This is a genomic window from Comamonas sp. MYb396 (genome assembly GCF_037479555.1).
In the GTDB taxonomy this organism is placed as follows: domain Bacteria; phylum Pseudomonadota; class Gammaproteobacteria; order Burkholderiales; family Burkholderiaceae_C; genus Comamonas.
The window spans coordinates 35,634-57,965 of sequence record NZ_JBBGYU010000008.1; the positions used below are offsets into that span (position 1 = coordinate 35,634).

Sequence of the window (22,332 nt, forward strand, 5' to 3'; positions counted from 1 at the left end):
ATCGGCTGCTGTCAGGCCTTTGCCTGCCCCTGTCCTAGCATGGGGGCATGTTGAGCAAGAGAGCAACCACCCCCGTTTTATCGGCAGCAGCCGTCGCGCTGGCAGGCCTGTGCATCGCCGCCACTGTCTATGCGATGAGCGATGAGGAAATCCGCGCAGAAACAGAGCGCATTGCGGCCCAGTACAGCACGGCCATGGCCCATTGCCAGACGCTGCAGGGCCACGACAGAGATATCTGCATAGAGGATGCCAAAGGCAGCCAACGCGTGGCCCAGGCCGAGCGCGATGCCAAGCTGCTGGGCGATGCCGGTCACAGCTACCAGGTGCGCGTGGCCAGAGCCGAGGCGGACTACCGCGTTGCCAAGGAGCGCTGCAATGAGATGCGCGGTGATGCCGTCGGCGTCTGCAAAAAGGATGCCGAGGCCGCCTACCGCAAGGCCCTGCAGGATGCCCAGGTCAAACGTGTGGAAGCGCCCCCGGCCACTTCCACCGACCAGCCCTTGACCCCGCTGGCGCCCGCAGGCAGTGCAATGCCCCTCGCCAACCCGGGGCGTTGAAGCCGCAAGGCGCGCTGCCGGTGGGCAGATCGCAAAAAAAACTGCGCTGACCAGAATCGGTCAGCGCAGTTTTTCAGCGTTCACCAGGGGCCGGCACCGCCTGCCCCTTCAGGCTGCCATCAGCGGCGGCAGGCGGCGTAGCCCAGCACCACACCAATGGCCAGCGCGGCACCGGCAATGTGCCAGGGCTCGTCATGCGCATATTTGTCGGTGCAGGCGGCGGTGTGCTTGGTTTGTGCAATGGCGCGGGCTGCGGAATCGCGGGCCAAGCCCATGCCTTCGTCCATGCGCTCACGGATGCGCTTGATCTCGGGGATCGCATCGAGCTCCTTGACCGACAGTAGTGCGCGCACATCGCCCACCAGCTGGTCCACATCCCCCTTCACATCGGAGAGGCTGACTTGTCGCTTCTTGAAAAACATGTTCTTTCCTTTCTTGTACCCAAGCCCAAAATGTGCTCTGCCTCATACCTTATAGAAAGACCCAGCAGCGCCATGTAGGAAAGCCGCCCGCGTCGGCGTGCAAAGGTCTTGGTAGCGGCAGCAGCAGTGCAAAACCCTGCTTTGGCGCACAAGCGCTGCTCCCGCTTTTCCTACACGCAATGCTGGCCGCCCAGGTCACGATGGCCACTGAGCCCGATGAACCCTGGAGGACCTATGCCAGACCAAACCCCACCCACCAACAACCCGCCTGCCAGCGACAAGACAAATGTGGACACCACCCGCAAGCAGCAGCCCCATGACCCCGGCTCGCAGGCCAAGATGCCCCATGAAAAGGACCAGTCCGTCGGCGAGACCAGCCAGGAGCCCTCGCCGGAGATGGAACAAGCCCATGCGGATTTGAAGCGCGGCCTGGTCGACACCGATGCGCGGGCCCCCGATGGCCGCCCCAAGGGCAGCAAACACCCGGCCGGTTAAGCCGTTTCAGCACTGCACTGGCCTGCTACGGCAGCGCGCCAACACCTATGGCCGTGTCAAATGATTCAACTTGTAACATCATCGAATACAGCAATGCATCTATAGAACAAATCTTGCTTTCGTACTAAGCTATCCGCGTTGGAGCCCGTCCATGTGGCCCTGACAGGAAGGTATGCCGTGTCGCAACGAAAGCAGGAGGATGCTGTCAAAGACGATTACCTGGAACAGCTCAAAGCCGAAGGTGCCAGTCTTTTGATGCAGAACCCACAGGAAGGTACGCCCGAGCACGCCAAGATGATGCTGATCGACGCCAAAATTGACCAACTCACCAGCCCCATCACCGTTCCGAATTGGAAGGAAACCGGCTTGTGAAACGCAGCCCGCTGGACCTGAACTGAACCCAGCGGGCTTTTTGTTGCCCGGCGCAACCGCGGCGCCGGGGGCCGCACGGTAGCGACACTTATTGATGGCCCTGTAGCGTCTCCCGCTGATCCTGGGCACTGGGCAAGGTTACCCAGCGGGCCAGCTTGGGTCGCAGCCAGTTTTCCAGATCGTCCATCACCGCATAGACCACCGGCACCAGCACCAGCGACAAGGCGGTGGATGACACCAGCCCGCCGATGACGGCGACGGCCAGCGGCTGGCGGAACTCCGAGCCGCTGCTCACGCCCAGCGCGGTAGGCAGCATGCCCATGGCCATCGCAATCGTTGTCATGATGATCGGCCGGGTCCGTTCATGGGCGGCCTCCAGCAGGGCCTCGGTCTGGCTCTTGCCCATGCGCTCGGCCTCCACCGCATGCTCGACCAGCAAGATCGAGTTCTTCGCCGCCAGGCCCATCAGCATCAGCAGGCCAATCAGCACCGGCAGGTTCAGCTCCCCGCCTGTTGCCAGCAAGGCCAAAAAGGCGCCGGCCAGCGACAGCGGCAGCGCAGCCAGAATGACCACCGGCTTGACAAAGCTGCGGAACAGCAGGATCAGCACGCCAAAGATCAGCCCCACCCCCGCCATGATGGCCAGGCCAAAGCTGGCAAACAGCTCCTGCATGCCTTCGGCATCGCCATAGAGCGGCCGCGATACCCCCTCGGGCAGGTTCTTCAGGAAGGGCAGCGCATCCACGGCCGCATTGGCCTGGCCCAGCGACACGCCATGGACCTCCGCCTCCAAGGTGATGCGGCGCTCGCGGTCAAAGCGGTCGATGTGGGATTCGCCGACCTGGAAATGCATGTCCGCCACCGCCGACAACGGCACCGTGCCACCCTGCCCCGTGGGCACGCGCAGCGCGCCAATACTGTCCAGATCACGCAAGGCACCCTGGGGCAGCCGCACGCGCACGGCCAGCCGCTGGCGCCCGGTGTTGAACTTGGAGGCGGTCGCATCCAGGTCCCCCAGGCTGGCCATACGCGCCACCTCGGCGACCACATCGGGGGTCACACCCAGGCGCGCGGCCGCATCGGGCTTGAGCCGTATCACCAGCTCGGGGCCCGGGTTGGGCGCCACCTGGTGCACATTGGCCAGCATCGGCAGGCCGCGCAGCTCACGCTCGGCGTCTGCGGCCGTGCGCCGCAGCAGCTCGCCATCATGGCCACCCAGGATCACCTGCAGGTTCTGCGTGCCGCCGCCCTCGCTTTCGCTGTAGCTCAGCCGCACATCGGGCACCTGCAGCAGCAGGGGGCGCAGATGGTCTTGGAAGGCCTTGGTCGTCATCGAGCGCGGTGATTTGAGCTGCACGATCACGCTGCCCTTGCGCGGGTCGCCATCACGCTGGCTGCTGCCCACGCTGACAAACACATCCTGCACATCGCCTTGCTGGCGCAGCAAACGGGTCAGGCTGGCGGCCGATGCGCGCATGTCTTCGGTGGTCGCGCCCGGCGCGCCTTGCAGGTTGATCTGCACCGTGCCGCCATCGCCTTTGGGCGCAAAGCCGGTGGGCAGCAGCGAGGCCAGCATCAGCGAGCCGACAAAAATCAGCACCCCGGCTGCCAGCGACCACCAGCGGTGCGCCAGCGCCCATTCCAGCAGGCGGCGGTAGCGGCCCACAAAAGGCTTGTGCGGATGGGGCTGCGCCGAGGGCTTGAGCAAATAGGCGCACATCAGCGGCGACAAGAGGCGCGCCACCAAGAGCGAGAACATCACCGACACGGCCACCGTCACCCCGAACTCGCGGAAGTACGGCCCGGCATAGCCACCCATAAAGGCGACCGGCAAAAACACCACGGCAATGGCCAAGGTGGTGGCCACCACCGCCAGGCCAATCGCGTCGGCCCCTTCCATCGAGGCGCGCCAGGGCGAGGCGCCGGCCTGCACCCGCTTTTGGATGTTCTCCACCTCGACAATGGCGTCATCGACCAGCACGCCGATCACCAAGGTCAAGGCCAGCAGGGACAGCATATTGAGCGAATAGCCGAGCCAATGGATCACCGCAAACGTGGGGACCAGCGAGATCGGCATGGCCACCGCCGCAATGAGCGTCGCGCGCCAGTCGCGCAGGAACATGAACACGACGACTGCTGCCAGCAGCATGCCTTCGAGCAAGGTCGCCACCGTGGCATCAAAGCTCTCGCGCGTGTTCTTGGCGCCCGATGACACCAGCTGGTACGACACCCCGGGCTGCTCCTTGGCCAGCGCCGCCACCGCCTTGGCCACCGCCGTCTCCACATCCACGTCGGACGCGGCCTTGGTCTTCATCACCTGAAAACCGACCACCGCATCGCCATTCAAGGCCGCAAAGCCGCGCCGGTCGCTGGCCCCACTGGCTACGGTGGCCACATCACCCAGGCGCAGATGGCGGCCGTCGCGCGTGGCCACCACCAGCTGCTCGAGCTCCTGCACCGATGGGGCGGCAGCGAGGATACGCACCTGCTGCTCCTGCGCACCAATCTGCGTGCGGCCGCCCGATGCATCCAGGTTGTGCGCGCGCAGCGCATCGTTCACGGCCACGGCCGTCAGGCCCAGCGCCTGCAGCTTGGCGGGGTCCAGGGTCACGGTGATGTCGCGCGCCACACCGCCGACCTGGGTCACCTGCCCCACGCCTGGCAACGCCACCAGCTTGCGCGCCACCACATCCTCAATGAACCAGTTCAGCTCCACATCGTCCATGCCCGGGGCGGAGACCGCATAGGTCAGCAAGGGCATGGCATCAAAATCGAGGCGCTCGACAATCGGCGGCTCGATGCTGGCCGGCAGGTTGGCGCGCACGCGGTCAATGGCCGCCCGCACCTCGTCGACAGCCCGCTGGGGCTCCAGCCCGATCTCGAACTCCACCAAGGTCAGCGACATGCCCTGGGTCACCGTCGAGATCACATGTTTGACCCGGGCCACATTGGCCACCCCGTCTTCCACCACGCGGGTGACCTGGGTTTCCACCTCGGTGGCCGCCGCGCTGGGCAAGGCGACTGCCACCTGCACGATGGGAAAGGACACATCCGGGTAGAGCTTGATCGGCATGACCCGGTAGGCCATCAGCCCGGCCACCAGGATGGCGATGAACAGCACCAACACGGGGATGGGGTTCTGGATGGACCAGGCGGAGATACGCAGCTTCATCGCTGGCCTCCAGCCGCAGCAGCAGGCGCAGGTGCAGGCGCAGGTGCCGCTTCCGGCGTGGCAGGCACGGCTGCCGACTGGGCTGCGCCATTGATCTGCACCCGGTCCCCCTCCAGCACAAAGGCGCCGCCGCCCAAGGCCAGGCGGGTGCCCAGCGGCGGGCCGTCGCGCAAGGCCACCCAGCCCTGGGCGCGGGCGCCCAGGCTCACCGGCAGCTTGCGGATGCGGCTGTCGGCATCGATCGTGGCCAGCTGCGGGCCACCGGCTTCAAAGTGGATGGCTTTTTCTGGCACCGCCGCCACCGGCGCGGCCGCCTGCGCAAAACGCGCCTGCGCAAAGCCGCCCGGGCGCAGATCTGCCCGCACCGGCAGCGCCACACGCACCTGGGCCAGCTTGGTCTTGTCGTCCACCCGGCGCGACAAAAGCCGCACCCGGCCCTCCAGCTCAACGCCCGATGCCAGGGTCACCGCCACCTGGTTGCCCGGCTGGATACGGTCCACCTGGTCCTCAGGCACCTCGGCAGCCAGCTCCACCATGCCGTCCCGCGCCAGGCGGAACATCGCCTCGCCGCCGGGACTGGCCACATCGCCCCGGCGCACATTGCGCTGCAGCACCACGCCGGCCACCGGCGCACGCAGCACCATGCGTTCGGCCTCTACGCGCAGCCCCGCCAGGTTGGCCGCTGCCACATCGGCATTGGCCTGGGCGCTGGCCGCTGCCGTGCGGCGCTGCTGGATCTGCTCGTCCGACAGCACGCCCTGGCCGTCCAGGCCTTCGACCCGCGCCGATTCGGCCTGGGCCTGCCTCGCCTGCGCCTTGGCCTGCACCAGGCTGGCTTGCGCCTGGGCGATCTTGGCCTGCAGCAAGCCGTCATCGAGCCGCGCCAGCGGCTGGCCGGCACGCACCTGGTCGCCCTCATCGGCCAGCAGCGCGGCCACCCGGTAGCCGCTCAGCTCCGGGCCAATCGCAATTTCTTCGCGCGCCACCAAGAGGCCCGATGCCTGCTGCACCCCGCCCATGGGGCGCAGCTCCACCTGCGCCACGCTGACCGTGCGCACCACCTCGGCCACCGGCTTCGGAGTCTTGTCCGCACTGCCTTCGGAGCAGGCCACCAGCCCCAGCAGCGCGACCGACCCCAGGCCTAGCCCCAAGCCCACGCGCCATCCGCTTTTCTTTGATTGCAGCATTGCATCCCTCTCAATTTGTCTTCTGTGTGTCGGTGCCCAGCGCATCCCGGGGCCAACCGCCGCCCAGCGCCTGGAACACCTGCACCGCATGCGCCAAGGCTTCAGCGCGCGCCTGGGTCAGGCCACCGCGCGAGTCGCGGTAGACCTGCTCGGCATCGAGCACCACCACCAGGTCAAAAAAGCCCGCCTCATAGCCCTTGCGTGCCGCCTCATAGGCGGTCTGCGCCCGCGCCTCGGCCTGCGCCAGCACTTTCAGCCGCTGTGTATCGGGCGCCATGCGGAGCAGCGCCTGGTCTGTCTCGGAAAACGCGCGCTGCACCACCTGCTCATAGGCGATCACCGCCTGCTCGGCGCGAGCGCCCTGAGCGCGGGCGTTGGCCAACAAGCGCGGGCGGTCCAGCACTGGCATGGCCACATTGCCTGCCAGCGACCACAGCCCGGTGCTGAGCGACGCGCCCTGCTGTTGCCAGTTCAGGCCCAGCCCGGGGGTCAAGGTGATGCTGGGCAGCAGCGCCAGGCGCGACAGCTCCAGCCCGCCCGCGGCCGCATCCATCTGGGCCTGGGCCTGCAGCACATCGGGGCGCCGCGCCAGCAAATCCGCCGGCAAGGCTTGCGGCAGCGCCGGAGCCTGGGTCTGGTTCTCATCGAGCACCAAGGCCGACAGGGGCTGGTCCCCCCTGCCCACCAGCACCAGCAAGGCGCGGCGCGCGGCATCCAGCTGCGACTGCAGCACCAGCGCATTGGCCTGGGCTGCCAGCAAGCTGGCATCGACCCGCGCCACATCGGCCAGCGCCACCAGGCCGCGCTCGAGCTTGCGCGCCAGCACCTGCTGCAGGCGGGTCTGGATGGTGATCGTCGCCTGGGCATCGGCCAGCGCGGCGGTCAGGCGCTGGGCCTCAAACAGGCTGCGCGCCACTTCGGCCACCAAGGCCGCGCGCTCGCCATAGGCGCCATAGAGCGCCGCGCCAAAGTCGCCATCGGCCTGGCGCGCCAGCGCATCACCCCGGCCCAGCACATCGAGCTCCCAGGACACTTGCAGGTCCAGCCCGCTGCTTTGCCGGCCCAGGCCCACGCCGCCCGCCGATGCGCCGCCCAGCCGCTGCACGCTTCTGCGGTCGCCGCTGGCGCGAAGTCCCCCTTGGGGCTGGTACTGGGTCAGCGCGGCCTCGCGCAGCGCCCTGGCCTCGCGCACCCGCGCCAGCGCCATCCGCGCCTCGGTGCTGGCCGCCAAGGCCTGGTCCACCAGGCGGTTGAGCTGGGGCTGCTCGAACAGGGTCCACCAGGTATCGAGCTGGGGCGCCGCCTGCGCTGGCTGGGAGTCTGTAGACGCAGGCACCACCGAAAACTGCGACGCCACCACCGGCGCCGGCGCACGCGCATCCGGCACCGACGAGCAACCCGACAAAGCCGCCAGGCACAGCGGCGCGGCCGCCCATAGAACGTATTTCATGGCTCGGGTACTCAGTCTGGTGCTTGGCGGCTGGATGACGGCACGCGAGCTTGGCGCACTTTAGCTGCCTTAGCCGCTTGGGGCGTGGTTGTAGCAGCGGCTGCTGTCCGCTCGGCACGTGCCGATCGCCGGACCGGCACCGGTTGCGCCGCCGCCTGCTTTTGCCGCTCGGCCAACTTGGCCAGCAGCTCCTGCAAGGTCTGGGCCGTTACCGCATGGAAATCTTGCGCCTGCTTGAGGCGCGCAGTGGCGTCAGCGGGCAGCGGGCTGGCCGTCAGCAGCTCATCCACATAGGCCGTAAAGCGCTGGCAATCGGCAATGCTCTGCTCCAGCACGATCAAGAAGGGGTTGGCGCGCAGGCTGAAAAAGTCCTGGCGCTCGCCGCGCATCGCCACCCGCTCGATGATGCCCAGGCGTTCGAGCAAGCGGGTATTGGTGCTCACGCTGGCGCGGCTGGCCTGCATGCGCTCGGCCAGCTCGGCAAAGCTGATGGGCCCGCCATCGAGCAAAAAGATGCCGATCAGGCGCCCGGCAATCCGGGGCAGGCCACTGGTCTCCGCCTGGATCGCATTGCGCTCGATAAACAGCTCGCGCGCCGCAAGCGCCTCATGCGCCTTCTTGGCCGCCGAGGCCGCCTTCGCCTTGTCCTGCTGGGTCACAGCCACCGTCCTTCATTCGTATTGTTCAGTCACCGCTGAACAATATAAACGAATTCGGGTTGACCCTAGTTATTAGAAGTAACGCTCGCTTGAAAAGAAAAAGGGCCGTGGTGGTCGGCCCTGCGGTGCTGCGCGCCTGGTGGTCAGGACTGGCGCAAGGCCAGCCGCGCCGTCAGCAAGGTGCGCCCCGGCTCGGAATCGATCTCGAGCACGCCGCCCACGCGGCCGATACGCACGGCCATCGAGCGCATGCCGATGCCCAGGCCCGAGGCCTCCACGGCAGCGGCATCAAAGCCCACGCCATCGTCTTCGATCTCCAGCACCAGCGCGTCGGCCTCGGGCTGCAGAAAGGACAGGCGCACCTGGCGCGCCTGGCTGTGCTTGATGACATTGGTGAGGCCCTCCTCGACGAGGCGCGTCATCGCCAGGTACTGCAGCGCGTCGGGCGGCGTGCGCCAGGCGGGCGCAAACTGCCAGTCACAGCGGATGTCGAGCGCATCGAACAGGTTGGCAAAGCGGTGGCGCAGCGGGGCCAGCCACTCCTGCGGCGACGCGGGCACGCGCACCTGGGCCGAAGAGTTGCTGTCGATCGTCTGGCGCAGGTCATCGCGAATGTGCTTTAGCATGGACAGCACCTGGGGCCGCGTCAGGCTGCCACCGCCGCCCTGCTCCACGGCAGCAATCATGTGCACCAGCGAACCACCGAGCCCATCGTGCAGGTCATGGGTCAGGGCCAGGCGCTCTTGCAGGCGCGCATTCGACAGCTTTTGTGCATCGAGCTCCGCCTTGAGTTGCTCGGCCTTCTTCTGCTCGGTGATGTCGAAGGTAAAACCGATCAGGCCCGTGGTCTCGCCCTGCGCATCGCACAGCACATGCACCACCTCGCGCACCCAGACAAAGCTGCCTTCGCTGGTCAACGCGCGGTACTCGGCCTCGTGGTCCACGCCCGCCAGGCACAGCCCCACGCAGCGGTTGACCGTTGTGTCGCGCTCGTCCGGGTGGATACGCTCGGCCCAGTCGTTCACCGTCTGCCAGCTGTCCTGGCTCCAGCCCAGCAGCGCCTCGATCTGTGGCCCCACATAGGTGTACTTTTTGCTCGCCCAATCGATGCGGAACGGAATCGCCAACGTGGACTCCAGCAGCGTTTGGTAGAGGCCGTTGTCGGTGTCGGGCTCCAGGGTGCGTAGACGAGGCTGCGTATCGAGCATAGGGGTGTCAGGGTTGCGTCAACAAGGGATGAACCGTCGGCAACGCATTCCAGAACCAGTAGAAGTACCCGCTGTCTTTGGGCAGCAAGGTCAGGGTCTGCACACTTCTTTGTGTGCCACCCCGCCAACAGGCCAGGGCTGAATTGCGGTTGCCGTGCAGATCGATATAGGCCGCATTCGGGATTTTGGGCCTGGGCGGCATGTACAAGGCCATGCCCCGGGGCACCCAAAGATCGGCGAGAAAGATTCTATCCCGCTGCGGCCAATAACGCCCTACCGAAATCACCAGCGGCAGCTGGGGATCTACCGAGGAGAACACATGCGGGAAATCATGGTGCTCCAAGTCGGTACAGACCGTGGGCTGCAGCTGGTTGCGGTGCTCCTCGTCCAGATACGGACACTGCTGGCCGGCAAACATGCCGTACTCGAACGGCGTGTTCTCCAGATGGCGGATCGGGCTTTGCATGCGCAGCCCCTGGCCCGGCTCGATCAGGGTGATGCCAAAGGCAGCAGCGGCCTCGCGCGTGGCCCACAGCGGCTCGTACACCACCTCGGTGGCGACGAACTCCATCTTGGTCTCCTCACCAAACTTTGTCGGCGGCAGGCGATGCGTGCCACTGACCTGGTAGCCGCGGCCCCAAGAAGGCTCGGGGGAACCGGCCACCGGACTGCCCGCCACCGGATTGCCGGCCACCGGGCTGCCGGCCACCGGAGTGCCGGCCACAGGCTGCAGCTCCTTCACCCCGGCAGGAAGCTTGTCCTTGAATGTGGGCATGCCATCGAAATTGCAGACATAGGGCTTCGTCTGCGTATCGACCTTGGTACCAAGGCTCTCTCGAATCAGCAAAGGCGCATCAAAAAAAGTGTGGGGCACGGTCAATCACTCCAGATCGGATGGGCGGGCGGTTACGGGGAAGCGAGAAAGGGCTGAGCGCTGGGCGGCTCAATCCACCAGACGGCGCCGGCGCGCTTCCTGCGCGGCCTGGGTGCGCGAGGACACCGACAGCTTGCGGTAGACATTCTTGATGTGCGACTCGACCGTGTAGCGCGACAAAAACAGGCGCTCGGCAATCTCGCGGTTGCTCAGGCCCTCGACCACGAGGTGCAAGATGGTGTGTTCGCGCGCACTCAAGCCCGGGTCGTCGGCAGCCTGCACGGCCGGCGGGGCTTGCAGCGGCAGCTCCTCAATGATGCGCCGCGCAATAAAGGGGTCGATGGGCGCGCCGCCGCGCAGCACGCTGCGCAAAGCCATGGCCATTTCCATGTCGTCGCGCTCCTTAAGCACATAGCCCACGGCGCCTGCGCGCAAGGCCGCCCAGATCATCTCCTGCGTGCTCCAGGCCGACACCACCAGCATCGGCAGGTTGGGGGCCTGGGCATGGAGCTCCTCAATCAGCTCGATACCACTGCCATCGGGCAGGCCCAGGTCCACCAGCACCAGCGATACCGTGTGTGCCTCGCCCGCCAGGTAAGCGCGTGCCTCGGCGAGCGAGCCGGCCATCACCAGCGCATCGCTGCTGTAGCCCAGCTGCTGCAGCAGGCCCTGCAGCCGGTTGCGCACCAGCGGGTTGTCCTCCACCACCAATACGGGTGCGGGCAGTGCGAGATCGGCGGTGAGCATCTGGGTGGGCATGGGATCCGTTCATATTCCAAGTGCTGCAATTATTCCGCAAGCCCAGGCCCTTGCCCCTCACTGAAACTGGTGAATTTCAGCGCCATGACGATTTGCTGACAGCCGCGTGGCAGCGGCCGAAGATCGCCCTCAAGTAAAGCGCTTCTCCAGCGCATCCCAGGCGGGCTTGCCCACCAGGCGCTGGCGCTCGGCAAAGCTGGCCACCAAGCCACTCGCCTCCTGCACCGACTTCTCATCGCGCAGCACGGTCAAGGTCTTTTGCATGCCGGCCACCGCGCCCTGCAGCGCCGCATTGGCATAGAGCACGATGCCATAACCCAGCGCGCCCAGCTGCTCGGCATCAAAAATGGGGGTCTTGCCGCCAATCACCATGTTCATCAGCTGCGGGGTGGCGAGCCGCTTGGGCAGCGCGCGAATCTCTTCGGCGCTGGTGACGGCCTCGACAAACAAAATATCGGCCCCGGCTTCGGCAAAGCGCTGGGCCCGCTCCACCGCCGCCTCAAAACCATGGGTGGCCGCCGCATCGGTGCGTGCCATGATCAGCAGGTTCGGGTCGCGCCGGGCATCGACGGCGGCCTTGATCTTGCTCACTGCCTCTTCGGTGGAGACCACCTCCTTGCCGTTGAAATGCCCGCAGCGCTTGGGCGCCACCTGGTCTTCGAGCTGGATGCAGTCGGCACCGGCACGCTCCAGGGTGCGTACCGTGTGGTAGACATTGAGCGCATTGCCAAAACCGGTATCGGCATCGACCAGCAAGGGCACACTGACCGTATCGCGGATGCGCGCCGTGTGGTCGGCGATCTCAGCGAGGCCCATAAAGCCCTGGTCCGGCAGGCCCAGCCACATATTGGTCACACCCGCGCCGGTCACGTAAATCGCCTCAAAGCCCAGGTCCTCGATCACCTTGGCCGACAGCGCATTGAAGGCCCCCGGCACCAGCACGCCCCGGCGTGCCGCCACCATGTCTTTCAGCAGTTGCTTGGTATCCATTCCACCGTCCCCCGTTCAAAAACAATCGCCCGGCACCCGCACGGTGCCTTCCATCAGAATGCGTGCGCTGCGGCTCATCAGCGCCTTGGTCACCACCCACTGGCCATCCTGCAGGCGTGCCTCCGCTCCCACCCGCAGGGTTCCCGAGGGGTGGCCAAAGCGCACCGCGCTGCGCTCGCCGCCACCGGCAGCCAGGTTGACCAGGGTGCCCGGCACCGCCGCTGCCGTGCCAATGGCCACCGCTGCCGTGCCCATCATCGCGTGGTGCAACTGGCCCATCGACAGCGCCCGCACCAGCAAGTCCACGTCCTGCGCCTCCACCGCCTTGCCGCTCGATGCCGTGTAGCTGGCTGGCGGCGCCACAAAGGCCAACTTGGGTGTGTGCTGGCAGCTGGCTGCCTCGGCCAGGTCCTGGATCAGGCCCATCTTGAGGGCGCCATGGGCACGAATCGCTTCCAGGCGCGCCAAGGCCTGCGCATCGCCATTGATATCGCCCTGCAGCTCGCAGCCGCTGTAGCCCAGGTCTTGCGCATTGAGAAAGATCGTCGGGATACCGGCATTGATCAAGGTTGCGGCAAAGCGGCCTACCCCTGGCACATCGAGCTGGTCCACCAACTGGCCGGTGGGGAACATCGCACCACCATCCTCGCCCTCGTCGGCCGGGTCCATAAAGGCCAGCTGCACCTCGGCGGCAGGAAAGCTCACACCGTCCAGTTCAAAGTCGCCGGTCTCCTGCACCTGTCCGTTGCAGATGGGCACCTGGGCCATGATGGTCTTGCCGATATTGGCCTGCCAGATGCGCACCGTGCACAGCCCGTTGTACGGGATGCGGGCCGGGTCGATCAGGCCCATTGCGATCGCGCAAGGGCCGACGGCGGCAGAGAGGTTGCCGCAGTTGCCACTCCAGTCCACCAAGGGCTTGTCGATAGCGACCTGGCCAAACAGATAGTCCACATCATGGTCAGCGCGTGTGCTCCTGGCCAGCAGCACCGCCTTGCTGGTGCTCGACGACGCATTGCCCAGGCCATCGATCTGCTTGCCATAGGGGTCGGGGCTGCCCAGGGTGCGCAGCAAGATCGCATCGCGCGCCGGCCCAGGCTGCTGCGCGGGCAGCGGCAAATCCGGGACATGGAAGAACACGCCCTTGCTGGTGCCGCCCCGCATATAAATGGCGGGGATCTTGATCTGGGGAGGATGGGCGGTCAGGTTCGTCATGGTCATTCAGAAAAAAGCTAGGCATTCACACCGGGGCCGGTTGCGCCGCGCGCGATGCCAGAAAATCCTGCGCAAAGCGCTGCAGCACGCCGCCCGCCTCGTAGACAGACAGCTCCTCGCCGGTATCGAGGCGGCAGATCAGCGGCACGCGGTCCACCAGGCCGCTGCGGCGCCAGATCACCAGGCTCAGCGTAGCGCGCGCTGTGCGTTCACCTTCCACATCATAGGTCTCCGTACCGTCCAATTGCAGCGTCTTGCGTGTCGTGCCCGGCTGGAACTCCAAAGGCAGCACGCCCATGCCGATCAGGTTGGTGCGGTGGATGCGCTCAAAACCCTCGGCCACCACCGCCTCCACCCCCGCCAGGCGCACGCCCTTGGCCGCCCAGTCGCGGCTGGATCCCTGACCGTAGTCGGCACCGGCAATGATGATCAGCGGCTGGCGGCGCTGCAGATAGGTCTCCATCGCCTCCCACATGCGCACCACCTGCCCCTCGGGCTCGATACGGGCCAGCGAGCCTTTTTGCACCTGGCCACCGACCACAGCCATCTCGTTGACCAGCTGGGGGTTGGCAAAGGTGGCGCGCATGGCCGTCAGGTGGTCGCCCCGGTGCGTGGCGAAGGAGTTGAAGTCCTCCTCGGGCAGGCCCATCTTGGCCAGGTACTCGCCAGCGGCCGAGCTGGGCAGAATGGCGTTGGATGGCGAGAGGTGGTCGGTGGTGATGTTGTCGGGCAGCAGTGCCAGCGGCCGCAGCCCCTTGAGCGTGCGCGGATGCGCGGCCAGCGCGCCCACGCCCTCGGTGTCCCAGTACGGCGGGCGGCGGATATAGGTGGACTGGGGGCGCCAGGCATACTGTGGCGCAGCGCGCTCACCGTTGTCTGCCTGGATCGCAAACATGGGCTCGTACACCGCGCGGTACTGCGCAGGCTTGACCGCCTTAGCCACCACGGCATCGATCTCCGCGTCACTCGGCCACAGGTCCTGCAGCCGGATCTCCTGCCCGTTCACGACGGCGAGCACATCCTTTTCGATGTCAAAGCGGATGGTGCCCGCCATCGCATAGGCCACCACCAGCGGGGGCGAGGCCAGAAACGCCTGCTTGGCATAGGGGTGGATGCGGCCGTCGAAATTGCGGTTGCCCGAGAGCACCGCGGTGGTGTAGAGGTCGCGCTCAATGATCTGCTGCTGGATCTGCGCATCGAGCGCGCCGCTCATGCCATTGCAGGTGGTGCAGGCAAAGGCGACGATGCCAAAGCCCAGCGCCTCCAGGTCCTCCAGCAGACCTGCCTCTTGCAGGTACAGCTGCACCGCCTTCGATCCGGGCGCGAGCGAGGTCTTGACCCAGGGCTTGCGCGTGAGGCCCAGGCGCCGCGCATTGCGCGCCAGCAGCGCCGCAGCGATCACATTGCGCGGGTTGCTGGTGTTGGTGCAGCTAGTGATCGCCGCAATGATCACTGCACCATCGGGCAACAGGCCCTGGGCTTCCTGGGCGCGCGCCAGCGCCAGGGGCTCGGCGCCGGCAATGCCGCGCACGGCCAGCTGCGAGGTCGGCAGGCGCCGGTGCGGGTTGGACGGACCCGCCATATTGCGCACCACCGTCGACAGGTCAAACTGCAGCACCCGCTCGTACTGCACCTCCTGCAGGCTGTCCGCCCAAAAGCCGGCGGTCCTGGCATAGGTCTCGACCAGCTGCACCTGCTTTTCATCCCGGCCCGTCAGCCGCAGGTAGCCCAAGGTCTGCGCGTCCACCGCAAACAGCGCGGCAGTCGCGCCATACTCCGGGCACATATTGGCAATGGTGGCCCGGTCACCCACCGAGAGGCTGCGCGCGCCCTCGCCATAGAACTCCAGATAGGCGCCCACCACTTTTTGCTGGCGCAGGAACTCGGTGAGCGCCAGCACGATATCGGTCGCGGTAATGCCCGGCTGGGGCTGGCCGCTCAAGGCCACGCCGACAATATCGGGCAGGCGCATCCACGAGGCCCGGCCCAGCATCACGTTCTCGGCCTCCAGCCCGCCCACCCCCACCGCAATCACACCCAGCGCATCGACATGCGGCGTGTGGCTGTCGGTGCCCACGCAGGTATCGGGAAAGGCGACCCCGTCCTGCACATAGACCACCGGCGACATCTTCTCCAGGTTGATCTGGTGCATGATGCCGTTGCCCGCGGGGATCACATCCACGTTCGCAAAGGCCCGCTTGCTCCATTCGATGAAATGGAAGCGGTCCTCATTGCGGCGGTCCTCAATCGCCCGGTTTTTCTCAAAGGCCTGCGGGTCAAACCCGCCGCATTCCACAGCCAGCGAATGGTCCACGATCAGTTGCACCGGTACCACCGGATTGACAGCGGCCGGATCGCCGCCCGCCTGGGCAATCGCATCGCGCAGGCCGGCCAGGTCCACCAAGGCCGTCTGGCCCAGGATGTCATGGCAGACCACGCGCACAGGGAACCAGGGAAAGTCGATATCGCGCCTGCGCTCGATCAGCTGGCGCAGGTAGTCCGGCAAGTAGGCCGGGTCGGCGCGGCGCACCAGGTTTTCGGCATGGACGCGCGCGGTATACGGCAGCTGCGCCCAGGCGCCGGGTGCCAGCGCATCGACTGCCGCCTGTGCATCAAAATAATCGAGGCCGGTGCCGGCCAGTGCTTGTCGGTAATTGCTGTTCATGGGGCAGTGCAGGCCGGCGGGCTGGGCGGCCCGCAGGGTGTCGCTTTTCTATATAGATCTGTAGAAGGTCGGGCCGGCCGGCAGCTCAGCTGCGCTGGTCGATGGGCTGGAACACCTGGTCTTCCGGCCCCGTGTAATGCGCGCTGGGGCGGATGATCTTGTTGTCCACCCGCTGCTCGATCACATGCGCGGCCCAGCCGCTGGTGCGCGCAATCACAAAGAGCGGCGTGAACATGGCAGTGGGCACGCCCATCATGTGGTAGCTCACGGCGCTGAACCAGTCGAGGTTGGGGAACATCTTCTTGGCCTCCCACATCACGGCCTCCAGGCGCTCGGCAATGTCATACATCTTGGTCGAACCCGCCTCCTGCGACAGCTCCCTGGCAACGCCCTTGATGACGACATTGCGCGGGTCGCTGACCGTGTAGACCGGGTGGCCAAAGCCAATCACCACCTCCTTGTTCTCCACCCGGCGGCGGATATCGGCCTCGGCGGCATCGGCGCTGTCGTAGCGCTTCTGGATCTCGAAGGCCACCTCGTTGGCGCCGCCATGCTTGGGGCCGCGCAGCGCGCCAATCGCGCCGGTGATTGACGAATACATATCGCTGCCGGTACCGGCAACGACGCGGGCGGTAAAGGTCGAGGCATTGAACTCATGCTCGGCATACAGATTCAGCGAGGTATGCATGGCCCGCTCCCACAGCGCACTGGGCTTTTTGCCATGCAGCAGGTGCAGAAAATGCGCGCCGATGGAGTCGTCATCGGTCTCCACATCGATGCACTTGCCCGAGGTGCTGAAGTGGTACCAGTACAGCAGCATGGAGCCGAGCGACGCCATCAGGCGGTCGGCAATGTCGCGCGCGCCGGGCAGGTTGTGGTCGTCCTTCTCCGGCAGGGTGCAGCCCAGCACCGATACGCCCGTGCGCATCACATCCATCGGGTGGCTGGCGGCGGGCAGCTGCTCCAGCGCCTGCTTGACGCTCGCGGGCAGGCCGCGCAGCGCCTTGAGCTTGTCCTTGTAGGCGCGCAGCTCCGCCCGGTTGGGCAGCTTGCCATGCACCAGCAGGTGGGCGATCTCTTCAAACTCGCAGACCTGGGCCATGTCCAAAATGTCGTAGCCCCGGTAGTGCAGGTCATTGCCGCTGCGCCCTACGGTACACAAGGCGGTGTTGCCCGCCGTCACGCCCGAGAGCGCAACCGATTTCTTGGGCTTGAAGGTCGAAGGCGTGGTGGGCGCGGTGGCCTCGGCGGTCGTGGGGGTCATAGCAAGGGTTCCTGGTTCAAATATGCGCAATCGAGGGGAATGGGCCGGCCTTTGGCATCGACGGCCACCATGTCAAACAAACCTTGGAGCACCACCTCGGGCGGCGTTCCCGGCAGCGCAGCCGAGCCGGTGACGCACACCGTCATCGAGCTGCGGCCTACACGGCTGACCCAGGCGCGCAAGGTCAGCGCATGGCCCACCGGTGCCGGTGCCACAAAGTCCACCCGGCTGACGGCGGCCATCACGACTTCGCGTTGCGCCAGGCTCCGTGCCGCCAAAAACGCTGCCTTGGCCATCAGCTGCAAACCCTGGCCCGCAAACAGCGTGCCGTGGTGGTTGGCCAGCGCCGGCAGTACCAGCTCTTGCAACTCGGCGAATCCGGTAGGTGTTGTCATGTTTCGCAATTTACGCAAAATACAAAGGAGTGAACAGCACTGAAATGGCGAATTTCTGCGAATGAAAATCGGCATTTTGCGAATTTTGCGAAATGTAGAATCTGGGTATTCCACCGCCCCTTCGATGCGAGCGCCCCTGTTGACGCGAAAGACTCTGCAATGAAAAAGACCTTTATGGGCGTCAAGCTGCGCAAGCTGCGCGCCGAACGCAATCTGTCCCAGATTGCGCTGGCCCATGCGCTGGGGCTCTCGCCCAGCTACCTCAACCAGATCGAACAAAACCAGCGGCCGCTGACGGTGTCGGTGCTGCTCAAACTGCACCGCAGCCTGGGCGTGGATATCCAGCAGTTCTCCGAAGACGAAGAGGCGCGCTTGGTGGCGGGTCTGCGCGAAGCGCTCGCCGATGCGCCCGAGGCCATTGCGCTGCCAGAGCTGCAAGAGGTGGCCACGCAAATGCCGGCGCTGGGCGCAGCGGTGGTGGCGCTGTACCGAAGCCATCTGGAGACCAAGGAGCGGCTCGAAGCGCTGTCCCTACAGCTGGGCGATGACCGCGCCGGCAGCAGCCAGACCGCCGCCATGCCGTTTGAGGTGGTGCGCGATTTCTTCTTCTCGCACCAGAACTACTTTGATGCGGTGGACCGCGCCGCCGAAAGCCTGGCCGCTCAGGCCCAGGCAGAGCGCCCGGGCAGGCCGCTGGCCGACTGGCTGCGTGAGCGCCTGGCGCTGGCGCACCAGGTGCGGGTGGAGTTGGTGGACAGCGCAGGCGCGAGCAAACGCCAGTTCGTCCCCGCCTCGCGCCTGCTGCAGCTGTCCTCTGCGCTGGGCACTGCGCAGCAGGCGTTCCAGCTTGCCACCCAGCTGGCGCTGCTCGAGATCGGCGACACGCTCGACAGCCTCAGCCAGGTGCCAACGCTCATCAGCGACCCCGCTGCCCGCAGGCTGGCGCGGCTGGGCCTGGCCAACTATTTTGCCGGCGCCCTGCTGCTGCCCTATGGGCCCTTTCTACAAGCCGCCGAGGCGCTGGGCTATGACATTGACCTGCTCGGCCAGCGCTTTGCCGTGGGCTTTGAGACCGTCTGCCACCGCCTGAGCACCCTGCAGCGGCCAGGCAGCCCGGGCGTGCCGTTTTTCTTTGTACGGGTGGACCGGGCCGGCAATATCTCCAAGCGCCAGTCGGCCACGCATTTCCATTTCAGCCGCACCGGCGGCACCTGCCCGCTGTGGAATGTCTACGAGGCCTTTGGCCAACCCGGCCAGGTGCTGGCCCAAGTGGCCGCCATGCCCGATGGCCGGCGCTACCTGTGGATTGCGCGCTCGGTCTCGGGCGGGCAACGCGGCTATGGCGCGCCGCGCAAGACATTTTCGATCGGCCTGGGCTGTGACCTGCGCCATGCAGCGCGCCTCGTCTATGCCAAGGGCATCGACCTGCAGGACCCGGAGCTGGCCACGCCGATCGGCATGGGTTGCAAGGTCTGCGAGCGCGACCACTGCCCGCAGCGCGCCTTTCCCTACCTGGGCAAAAGCCTGGCCGTCGATGAGAACGCCAGCCGCCTCACCCCCTACGGCTCGGGTGTCTGAATCTCCGCCAGCAGCTGGCCAAAACGCCGCTCGACATACTGCGCCGTCGGGCTGCGCTGTGCACCCTGGCGCCAGAGCATGCGCACCGACAGCGGGGGCAGCGCCAGCGCCGGGCAAGGCACCTCGCGCAGCGCCTGGCGGTTGCCTTCGTAGTGCGCGATATTGACGGGCAGCACCGCCCAGCCCAGCTTGTCGGCCACCATGTCAGCGATGTTGTAGAAGCTGTCCGAGCGCCACACGCGCGGGCTGTAGGCGCGCTCGTGCACATCCTCGGTATGCATCAGCAGCTGGCGGTGCTGGGCCAGTTGCTGCAGGCCCACCACCCGGCCATCGGCGAGCGGGTGGTCGGTCGCCACAAACACCCCCTGGGGCACGGTGCCCAGGTGGCGCTGCTCAAAATGCTGCAGCACCGGGCCCCGGTCGATATGCAGGGCCATGCCCGCCCTGCCCTCGCCCACATAGTCGGCCACCTCGCTGGCGGTGCCATTGAGCAGCAGCAGCTCCAGACCCGGGTACTGCTGCGCCATCTCGCGCAGCAGGCTGGCCACCGCCGTATAGGGCAGCGCCTCGTCAATCGCCAGCGACAGCTCGGCATCGGCCCCGCCACTCAGCGCCTGCGCGCGCTGGTCCAGCTGCTCGGCCTGGCGCAGCAGCTCGCGCGCTTCGAGCAGCAGCACCCGGCCCGCATCGGTGAGCTGGGCATTGCGGTGCGAGCGGTCAAACAGCACCACGCCCAGGTCCACCTCCAGCATGCCCACGGCGGTGCTGACGGCCGACTGCGCCTTGCCCAGGCTACGTGCAGCGGCAGAGAAAGAGCCACTGTCGGCGGTGGCGACAAACTGCCGCAGTTGTTCAACGGTCCATTCCATAGCCCGGTACTGTAGCTCATCCATCTGCATTATTGATGGATTCCAACTTTATCAATCGATTTTTATGGCGCAATATCGAACCATGCAATCGATCAATACCCAAGCACCAGCTCTGACGATGGCCTGGTGCCATGACCCCGCACAGTCGCCAGCGATCCTGGCGCTGTTCATGGGCCAGCTCAGTCCCCATTACATCTCCCATGGCGAGCTGCAGTCCCCGCGCGCCATCGCACCGGGCCAATGGAGCCCCCAGCTGGCCGACAACATGGCGCTGCAGATTGAGGCCACCCTGGCCGCGCCCGAAGCCAACGCGATGCAGCGCATCGCCACCGCCCACCAGGGCGATACGCTGGTCGGCGTCGCCTTTGTCTCGCTCGACGAGGCCCAGCTTGCGCCCACCCCCTTTGCCACCCTGGACGATCTGGTGGTCAGCCCTGCTATGCGCGGCCAGGGCCTGGGCGAGGCCTTGTTTGGCTGGGTCTGCGCCCAGCTTCAGGCAGAAGGCGTGCAGCGCCTGTTTCTGGAAAGCGGTATCGGCAACCAGGGCGCGCACCGGCTGTTCGAGCGCCTGGGCTGCCAGCCCGTGTCCGTCACGATGATGAAAGAGTTGGGAGTTTGACCATGGCATTGCATTCCAAAAGATGGCTGGTGCTGGCCATTGTGTCGATGGCGCTGCTGCTGATCGTCGTTGACATGACGGTGCTCTACACCGCCCTGCCCACCCTCACCCATGACCTGGCCGCCTCCACCTCGATGAAGCTGTGGATCGTCAACGCCTATGCGCTGGTGGTCGCGGGCCTGCTGCTGAGCACTGGCGCTTTAGGCGACCGCCTGGGCTACCGCCGCATGTTCATGCTCGGCCTGGTGATCTTTGGCTCCGCCTCGCTGGCAGCCGCCTATGCGCCCAATGCCGGGCTGCTGATTGCCGCGCGCGCCGTGCTGGGCCTGGGTGCGGCCATCATGATGCCTGCCACGCTGGCCATCATCCGCATGAGCTTTCCCGACCAGCGCGAGCGCTCGGTGGCCATTGGTATCTGGGCCTCGGTCGCCTCGGGCGGCGCGGCGCTGGGCCCCGTCGTCGGCGGCGTGCTGCTGGAGTACTTCTGGTGGGGCTCGGTGTTCCTGGTCAATGTGCCCATCGTGGCGCTGGCCTTGGTGTTGACCGTGTGGCTGATTCCCGCAGACCGCCTCAAGCACCAGGCCAGCCTGGCCGGCTGGGACTACAGCAGCTCGCTGCAGGCCATGGTCGCCATGGTGAGCCTGGTGCTGGGCATCAAGGAGCTGGCCAAGCCCGCGCCATCGCTGGTGTTTGCCGTGCTGATGGGGCTGCTCAGTGCCGCCGTGCTGTGGGTCTTTATCCGCCGCCAGCTCAGCCGGCCCCAGCCGCTGATCGAGCTGCGTCTGTTCCGCATTCCGACGTTCTCGGGCGGTGTGGTGGCTGCCGTGGTGGCTGCTGTGGCCCTGGTCGGGGTGGAGCTGGTGTTCAGCCAGCGCCTGCAGCTGGTGCTGGGCCTCAGCCCCCTGCAAGCGGGACTGGCCATTTTGCCAATCCCCGTGGCCGCCTTTGTCGCCGGCCCCATTGCCGGCTGGGCACTGTCGCGCCTGGGCACCCACCAGCTGATTGTGGGCGGCCTCCTCGTCACCGCCGTGGCGCTGTGCGCGCTGGCCATGAGCCTCAACAGCGATGCCCATGGCCTGCAGAAAATCGCGGTGCTAACCGTCCTGGGCCTGGGCGTGGGTGCCACCATCACCGCCGCATCGAACGCGGTGATGAACAGCGCGCCGCCCGAGCATGCCGGCATGGCCGCCTCGGTCGAAGAGGTGTCCTACGAGTTTGGTGGCGTGCTGGGCGTGGCCTTGCTGGGCAGCGTGCTGTCCTGGCGCTACACCAGCAGCCTGGTGCTGCCAGACAGCCTGCAAGGCGCCGCTGGCGGGGCCAGTGGCGCTAGTGACGGCATCGATGCGGCTTTGTTGGCTGCAGAAAAGCTGCCGCCGCAGGCTGCCACGCAGCTGCTGGGCCTGGCCCATGCCGCGTTTGACCAGGGCTTTATCGCCGTGATGGCCACTGCCGTGGTGCTGGTGCTGGCCGCCGCACTGGCCGTCGCCCTGCTGCGCAGCGGGAGCCCCAAGCGGCGCAGCCCATCTGCAAAACCAGCGGCCAACGCGGTGCCGGGTGTCACGGGTGACGGGCGCTGACCCCC

General features: G+C 66.3%; 20 protein-coding genes. 6 read left to right on the forward strand and 14 right to left on the reverse strand.

Going from position 1 to position 22,332, the window contains the following annotated elements; all coding sequences use genetic code 11:
* Positions 1-47: 47 nt before the first annotated feature.
* A complete protein-coding gene (locus WH265_RS17790; protein ID WP_339559128.1) occupies positions 48-557 on the forward strand; it encodes a hypothetical protein in 510 nt (169 codons plus the stop codon).
* 119 nt (positions 558-676) lie between these two features.
* Here the strand turns inward: WH265_RS17790 and WH265_RS17795 are convergent, their stop codons facing one another.
* Entirely contained in the window at positions 677-979 is a 303-nt protein-coding gene (locus WH265_RS17795) for a DUF883 family protein (protein WP_021027561.1), read from the reverse strand.
* A 234-nt stretch (positions 980-1,213) separates the two neighbouring features.
* Between WH265_RS17795 and WH265_RS17800 the strand changes: the two genes are divergently transcribed.
* Complete coding sequence (locus tag WH265_RS17800) at positions 1,214-1,474, forward strand: hypothetical protein (RefSeq protein WP_312989182.1); 261 nt, start codon at positions 1,214-1,216, stop codon at positions 1,472-1,474.
* 177 nt (positions 1,475-1,651) lie between these two features.
* Positions 1,652-1,846 carry a hypothetical protein gene (locus tag WH265_RS17805; RefSeq protein ID WP_148293205.1) on the forward strand — a complete coding sequence of 65 codons (195 nt, stop codon included), beginning with the start codon at positions 1,652-1,654 and terminating at the stop codon, positions 1,844-1,846.
* Between the two features lie 88 nt (positions 1,847-1,934).
* Here the strand turns inward: WH265_RS17805 and WH265_RS17810 are convergent, their stop codons facing one another.
* The 12 genes from WH265_RS17810 to WH265_RS17865 form a co-directional block, all read right to left on the reverse strand.
* Positions 1,935-5,018: an efflux RND transporter permease subunit gene (locus WH265_RS17810; RefSeq protein ID WP_339559129.1), complete on the reverse strand. Its 3,084-nt coding sequence runs from the start codon at positions 5,016-5,018 to the stop codon at positions 1,935-1,937.
* Complete coding sequence (locus WH265_RS17815) at positions 5,015-6,205, reverse strand: efflux RND transporter periplasmic adaptor subunit (RefSeq protein ID WP_339559130.1); 1,191 nt, start codon at positions 6,203-6,205, stop codon at positions 5,015-5,017. The genes WH265_RS17810 and WH265_RS17815 overlap by 4 nt, the downstream gene beginning before the upstream one ends.
* A gap of 10 nt (positions 6,206-6,215) precedes the next feature.
* Positions 6,216-7,655, reverse strand: coding sequence for a TolC family protein (locus WH265_RS17820; protein ID WP_339559131.1), 1,440 nt, complete (start codon positions 7,653-7,655; stop codon positions 6,216-6,218).
* An 11-nt stretch (positions 7,656-7,666) separates the two neighbouring features.
* Positions 7,667-8,320 (reverse strand): GbsR/MarR family transcriptional regulator, encoded by a 654-nt coding sequence (locus WH265_RS17825; RefSeq protein WP_339559132.1) that lies wholly within the window; start codon positions 8,318-8,320, stop codon positions 7,667-7,669.
* Between the two features lie 137 nt (positions 8,321-8,457).
* Complete coding sequence (locus WH265_RS17830) at positions 8,458-9,522, reverse strand: sensor histidine kinase (RefSeq protein ID WP_339517857.1); 1,065 nt, start codon at positions 9,520-9,522, stop codon at positions 8,458-8,460.
* Between the two features lie 7 nt (positions 9,523-9,529).
* A complete protein-coding gene (locus tag WH265_RS17835; RefSeq protein ID WP_339559133.1) occupies positions 9,530-10,396 on the reverse strand; it encodes a hypothetical protein in 867 nt (288 codons plus the stop codon).
* A 69-nt stretch (positions 10,397-10,465) separates the two neighbouring features.
* Positions 10,466-11,155 (reverse strand): response regulator, encoded by a 690-nt coding sequence (locus WH265_RS17840; RefSeq protein WP_260719303.1) that lies wholly within the window; start codon positions 11,153-11,155, stop codon positions 10,466-10,468.
* Positions 11,156-11,284: 129 nt separating this feature from the next.
* Positions 11,285-12,145 (reverse strand): isocitrate lyase/PEP mutase family protein, encoded by an 861-nt coding sequence (locus WH265_RS17845; protein WP_339517851.1) that lies wholly within the window; start codon positions 12,143-12,145, stop codon positions 11,285-11,287.
* A 15-nt stretch (positions 12,146-12,160) separates the two neighbouring features.
* Positions 12,161-13,360 carry a 2-methylaconitate cis-trans isomerase PrpF gene (gene prpF, locus WH265_RS17850; RefSeq protein WP_445228551.1) on the reverse strand — a complete coding sequence of 400 codons (1,200 nt, stop codon included), beginning with the start codon at positions 13,358-13,360 and terminating at the stop codon, positions 12,161-12,163.
* 25 nt (positions 13,361-13,385) lie between these two features.
* Positions 13,386-16,025, reverse strand: coding sequence for a Fe/S-dependent 2-methylisocitrate dehydratase AcnD (gene acnD / locus WH265_RS17855; protein WP_339559135.1), 2,640 nt, complete (start codon positions 16,023-16,025; stop codon positions 13,386-13,388).
* 85 nt (positions 16,026-16,110) lie between these two features.
* Positions 16,111-17,289: a bifunctional 2-methylcitrate synthase/citrate synthase gene (prpC, locus tag WH265_RS17860; protein ID WP_339559136.1), complete on the reverse strand. Its 1,179-nt coding sequence runs from the start codon at positions 17,287-17,289 to the stop codon at positions 16,111-16,113.
* Complete coding sequence (locus WH265_RS17865) at positions 17,286-17,684, reverse strand: acyl-CoA thioesterase (protein WP_339559137.1); 399 nt, start codon at positions 17,682-17,684, stop codon at positions 17,286-17,288. The genes prpC and WH265_RS17865 overlap by 4 nt, the downstream gene beginning before the upstream one ends.
* Before the next feature lie 159 nt (positions 17,685-17,843).
* Here WH265_RS17865 and WH265_RS17870 point away from each other — a divergent pair, with 159 nt between their 5' ends.
* Positions 17,844-19,262, forward strand: coding sequence for a short-chain fatty acyl-CoA regulator family protein (locus tag WH265_RS17870; RefSeq protein WP_339559138.1), 1,419 nt, complete (start codon positions 17,844-17,846; stop codon positions 19,260-19,262).
* Here WH265_RS17870 and WH265_RS17875 read toward each other — a convergent pair.
* Positions 19,244-20,131 (reverse strand): LysR family transcriptional regulator, encoded by an 888-nt coding sequence (locus tag WH265_RS17875; protein WP_021028194.1) that lies wholly within the window; start codon positions 20,129-20,131, stop codon positions 19,244-19,246. The two genes, WH265_RS17870 and WH265_RS17875, sit on opposite strands and share 19 nt — an antisense overlap.
* Before the next feature lie 82 nt (positions 20,132-20,213).
* Here WH265_RS17875 and WH265_RS17880 point away from each other — a divergent pair, with 82 nt between their 5' ends.
* Positions 20,214-20,750, forward strand: a complete 537-nt coding sequence (locus tag WH265_RS17880) for a GNAT family N-acetyltransferase (protein WP_339559139.1) — start codon at positions 20,214-20,216, stop codon at positions 20,748-20,750.
* Between the two features lie 2 nt (positions 20,751-20,752).
* Positions 20,753-22,327 (forward strand): MFS transporter, encoded by a 1,575-nt coding sequence (locus WH265_RS17885; protein WP_339559140.1) that lies wholly within the window; start codon positions 20,753-20,755, stop codon positions 22,325-22,327.
* The last annotated feature ends 5 nt before the right edge of the window (positions 22,328-22,332 follow it).

Coding starts and splice junctions, on each gene's coding strand:
- WH265_RS17790 (WP_339559128.1), top strand. CDS start 48: ATGTTGAGCAAGAGAGCAACCACCCCCGTTTTATCGGCAGCAGCCGTC.
- WH265_RS17795 (WP_021027561.1), bottom strand. CDS start 979: ATGTTTTTCAAGAAGCGACAAGTCAGCCTCTCCGATGTGAAGGGGGAT.
- WH265_RS17800 (WP_312989182.1), top strand. CDS start 1,214: ATGCCAGACCAAACCCCACCCACCAACAACCCGCCTGCCAGCGACAAG.
- WH265_RS17810 (WP_339559129.1), bottom strand. CDS start 5,018: ATGAAGCTGCGTATCTCCGCCTGGTCCATCCAGAACCCCATCCCCGTG.
- WH265_RS17815 (WP_339559130.1), bottom strand. CDS start 6,205: ATGCTGCAATCAAAGAAAAGCGGATGGCGCGTGGGCTTGGGGCTAGGC.
- WH265_RS17820 (WP_339559131.1), bottom strand. CDS start 7,655: ATGAAATACGTTCTATGGGCGGCCGCGCCGCTGTGCCTGGCGGCTTTG.
- WH265_RS17830 (WP_339517857.1), bottom strand. CDS start 9,522: ATGCTCGATACGCAGCCTCGTCTACGCACCCTGGAGCCCGACACCGAC.
- WH265_RS17840 (WP_260719303.1), bottom strand. CDS start 11,155: ATGCCCACCCAGATGCTCACCGCCGATCTCGCACTGCCCGCACCCGTA.
- WH265_RS17845 (WP_339517851.1), bottom strand. CDS start 12,145: ATGGATACCAAGCAACTGCTGAAAGACATGGTGGCGGCACGCCGGGGC.
- prpF (WP_445228551.1), bottom strand. CDS start 13,360: ATGACGAACCTGACCGCCCATCCTCCCCAGATCAAGATCCCCGCCATT.
- acnD (WP_339559135.1), bottom strand. CDS start 16,025: ATGAACAGCAATTACCGACAAGCACTGGCCGGCACCGGCCTCGATTAT.
- prpC (WP_339559136.1), bottom strand. CDS start 17,289: ATGACCCCCACGACCGCCGAGGCCACCGCGCCCACCACGCCTTCGACC.
- WH265_RS17865 (WP_339559137.1), bottom strand. CDS start 17,684: ATGACAACACCTACCGGATTCGCCGAGTTGCAAGAGCTGGTACTGCCG.
- WH265_RS17870 (WP_339559138.1), top strand. CDS start 17,844: ATGAAAAAGACCTTTATGGGCGTCAAGCTGCGCAAGCTGCGCGCCGAA.
- WH265_RS17875 (WP_021028194.1), bottom strand. CDS start 20,131: ATGGAATGGACCGTTGAACAACTGCGGCAGTTTGTCGCCACCGCCGAC.
- WH265_RS17880 (WP_339559139.1), top strand. CDS start 20,214: ATGCAATCGATCAATACCCAAGCACCAGCTCTGACGATGGCCTGGTGC.
- WH265_RS17885 (WP_339559140.1), top strand. CDS start 20,753: ATGGCATTGCATTCCAAAAGATGGCTGGTGCTGGCCATTGTGTCGATG.